Source organism: Diaphorobacter ruginosibacter (assembly GCF_040396215.1).
GTDB classification, from domain to species: domain Bacteria; phylum Pseudomonadota; class Gammaproteobacteria; order Burkholderiales; family Burkholderiaceae_C; genus Diaphorobacter_A; species Diaphorobacter_A ruginosibacter_A.
Genome location: NZ_JBEBOW010000220.1, coordinates 1 through 3,452, shown reverse-complemented (window position 1 = coordinate 3,452; position 3,452 = coordinate 1). Strand labels below are relative to the sequence as shown.

Below are 3,452 nucleotides of genomic sequence, written 5' to 3'. Positions count from 1 at the left end.
GCTCTAAACCCAATTGCGCTGCCCGCAGTGCATGGAACTGCGGCACATATCGGAAACACAGGGAAGAAAGGCTCTTCGGGTTATGACACCGCGAACGCAATCCGCAACGGGAGTTGTCCCGCTCGCCTGAGGCGCAGGTTCGCGCGCCCGACAGGCGTGCGCCGCATCCAAAATCCCGATTCCCCCCAAGTTTGCGCGGCCAGTCCGCGCATTTTGTTTTCTATGGACGCGTCCCACGACGCGAGATTGAAAGACATGGTTCAAATCACTCTTCCTGATGGTTCGCAGCGTCAATTTCCAGGCCCGGTCACCGTGGCCGAAGTGGCGCAGTCGATTGGCGCGGGTCTCGCCAAGGCGGCGCTTGGCGGCAAGGTGGATGGCAAGGCGGTCGACACCAGCTTCTGCATTGACCGCGATGCGGCGCTGTCGATCATCACGGCCAAGGATGCGGATGGGCTGGAGCTGATCCGCCATTCCACCGCTCACTTGCTGGCATACGCCGTCAAGGAGCTGTTCCCGGATGCGCAGGTCACCATCGGCCCCGTGATTGAAAACGGCTTCTACTACGACTTCAGCTACAAGCGTCCTTTCACGCCGGAAGACCTGGCTGCGATCGAAAAGAAGATGACCGAGCTCGCCGGCAAGGACGAGAAAGTGACCCGCAGGGTGCTGCCGCGCGATGAAGCGGTGGCGTACTTCAAGGGGCTGGGCGAGAACTACAAGGCCGAGATCATCGCCAGCATTCCGTCGAACGAAGACGTGAGCCTGTACCGCGAAGGCAATTTCGAAGACCTGTGCCGCGGCCCGCACGTGCCCAGCACCGGCAAGCTCAAATTCTTCAAGCTCATGAAGGTCGCCGGTGCCTATTGGCGCGGCGACCATCGCAACGAGATGCTGCAGCGCATCTACGGCACGGCCTGGGCCACCAAGGATGAGCTGGCCAGCTACCTGCACATGCTTGAAGAGGCTGAAAAGCGCGACCACCGCAAGCTCGGCCGTGAACTCGACCTGTTCCACATCGACGAGCATTCGCCAGGCATGGTGTTCTGGCATCCCAAGGGCTGGACCGTCTGGCAGGAGGTCGAGCAATACATGCGCGGCGTGTATCGCAACAACGGCTATCAGGAAGTCAAGGCTCCCCAGCTGCTGGACAAGACGCTTTGGGAAAAGACCGGCCACTGGGACAAATACCGTGAAAACATGTTCACGACCGAATCGGAAAAGCGTGAATATGCGCTCAAGCCGATGAACTGCCCGGGCCACATCCTGATCTTCAAGCAAGGTATCAAGAGCTACCGGGATCTGCCCCTGCGCTTCGGCGAATTCGGCAACTGCCATCGCAACGAGCCCACCGGCAGCCTGCACGGCATCATGCGCGTGCGTGGTTTCACGCAGGATGACGGCCACATCTTCTGCATGCCCGATCAGATCCAGGGCGAGGTGACTGCTTTCACGGCACTGTTGCAGAAGGTCTACAAGGACTTTGGATTCACGGAAATCCTGTACCGCCTGTCGACACGTCCGGAAAAGCGTATCGGCACGGAAGAAAGCTGGGACCGCGCGGAAGCCGCGCTGGCCGATGGTCTGCGCGCCTCCGGCTGCGAATTCGAATACCTGCCGGGCGAGGGCGCGTTCTACGGCCCCAAGATCGAATACACGCTCAAGGACGCACTTGGCCGGGAGTGGCAATGCGGCACGATCCAGGTCGATCCCAATTTGCCCGAGCGACTCGATGCGGAGTTCGTGGGCGAGGACGGAGAGCGTCATCGCCCGATCATGCTGCATCGCGCAATCGTGGGCAGCCTGGAGCGTTTCATCGGCATTCTGATCGAACAGCACGCCGGCGCGCTGCCGGTCTGGCTCGCTCCAGTGCAGGTGGCTGTTCTCAATATCACGGACTCCCAGGCCGGCTATTGTCGTGAAATTGCCGCAAAGCTACAAAAAGCATTGCCGAATCAAGACCTTAGGGTGGAGACCGATCTGCGCAACGAAAAGATTACGTATAAAATACGCGAACATGCCATGCAGAAACTGCCTTATATCCTCGTCGCGGGCGACAAGGAAATGGCCGCAGGGACTGTCGCGGTGCGCGCCCGAGGGAATAAAGACCTCGGTGTCATGTCGGTTGACGCATTTGTCAACCTGATTGCACAAGACATAGCTTCCAAGGGTTGATTTTTTATCTGAAACGCTTTGGTGCGCGCAGAGTGCATTTGTGCCACGTTGTTGTGGTTGTTTTATTAGAAGGTGAGAACCATCGCTACCGAATTTCGTGATCGTCGTCAGCGCGAGGAGCGCAAGCACCGCCTGAACCGTGAAATCACAGCGCCAGAAGTACGTCTTTCTGGTCCTGACAACGAGCCCATCGGCATCGTCTCGCTGCAGCAGGCGCTCAGCATGGCCGGTGATCTGGACGTTGACCTGGTTGAAATCGCAGCCACGGCCAACCCGCCGGTTTGCCGCCTGATGGATTACGGCAAGTTCAAGTATCAGGAACAGAAGAAGGCGGCTGAAGCCAAGGCCAAGCAGACGGTCATCGAGATCAAGGAAGTCAAATTCCGCCCCGGTACCGACGATGGCGACTACAACATCAAGCTGCGCAATATCCGCCGTTTCCTGGCGGATGGTGACAAGGTGAAGGTTACGCTGCGTTTCCGCGGCCGTGAGATCACCCACCAGGAGCTGGGGTTGGCGTTGCTGAACCGTCTGCGCGATGAGCTGGCCGACAGCATTCAGGTCGAGCAGTTTCCCAAGCTGGAAGGCCGCCAGATGATCATGATGATCGCTCCGGCGCGCAAGAAACCGGCTGGCAAGAGCTCCGAAGGGGCTCCGGCCGCTGGTCAGGCAGTTTAAAATTTGCGGCTGGACATCGGGCGACCGCTGTCCTGTCTCAAAAGACGGTGCGCGAGCGCCGTCGCGCGGAAGGGCTCCGGCCCGACCGTTCAAGAAGTGTCTCGGGGCCTACAAGGTTGCGCAATGGTGCGCAAACGCCTCACGAGCACAATCAACAGGAGCATTCACATGCCCAAAATGAAAACCAAGAGCAGCGCGAAGAAGCGTTTTCGCGTTCGTCCGGGTGGTACCGTCAAGCGCGGCCAAGCCTTCAAGCGTCACATTCTGACCAAGAAGACCACCAAGAATAAGCGCCATCTGCGTGGTGCAACTGCAGTGCATGAGACCAACCTGGGCTCCATCGCACAAATGTTGCCCGCCATGGGCCTGTAATCACTGACGAACAAGGAGAAAACACATGCCTCGCGTCAAACGTGGTGTAACGGCTCGCGCCCGCCATAAGAAAGTTCTGGCCCTCTCCAAGGGCTTCCGCGGCCGTCGCGGTAATGTCTTCCGCGTCGCCAAGCAGGCGGTGATGAAGGCTGGGCAATATGCCTACCGTGATCGTCGTACCAAGAAGCGCGTGTTCCGCCAACTGTGGATCGCCCGTATCAATGCCG

General features: G+C 58.9%; 4 protein-coding genes. All 4 read left to right on the top strand.

Annotated features, from left to right (window positions below; all coding sequences use genetic code 11):
• The first annotated feature begins 255 nt into the window (after positions 1-255).
• Positions 256-2,175: a threonine--tRNA ligase gene (gene thrS, locus ABWP92_RS16975; protein WP_353236583.1), complete on the top strand. Its 1,920-nt coding sequence runs from the start codon at positions 256-258 to the stop codon at positions 2,173-2,175.
• Positions 2,176-2,247: 72 nt separating this feature from the next.
• Positions 2,248-2,853, top strand: coding sequence for a translation initiation factor IF-3 (gene infC / locus ABWP92_RS16970; RefSeq protein WP_353236582.1), 606 nt, complete (start codon positions 2,248-2,250; stop codon positions 2,851-2,853).
• Between the two features lie 168 nt (positions 2,854-3,021).
• The gene (rpmI, locus tag ABWP92_RS16965; protein ID WP_353236581.1) at positions 3,022-3,225 is read left to right on the top strand and encodes a 50S ribosomal protein L35; all 204 of its coding nucleotides are present in this window, start codon (positions 3,022-3,024) and stop codon (positions 3,223-3,225) included.
• Between the two features lie 25 nt (positions 3,226-3,250).
• The coding region (gene rplT, locus ABWP92_RS16960; protein ID WP_353236580.1) for a 50S ribosomal protein L20 at positions 3,251-3,452 on the top strand (202 nt) is incomplete at its 3' end.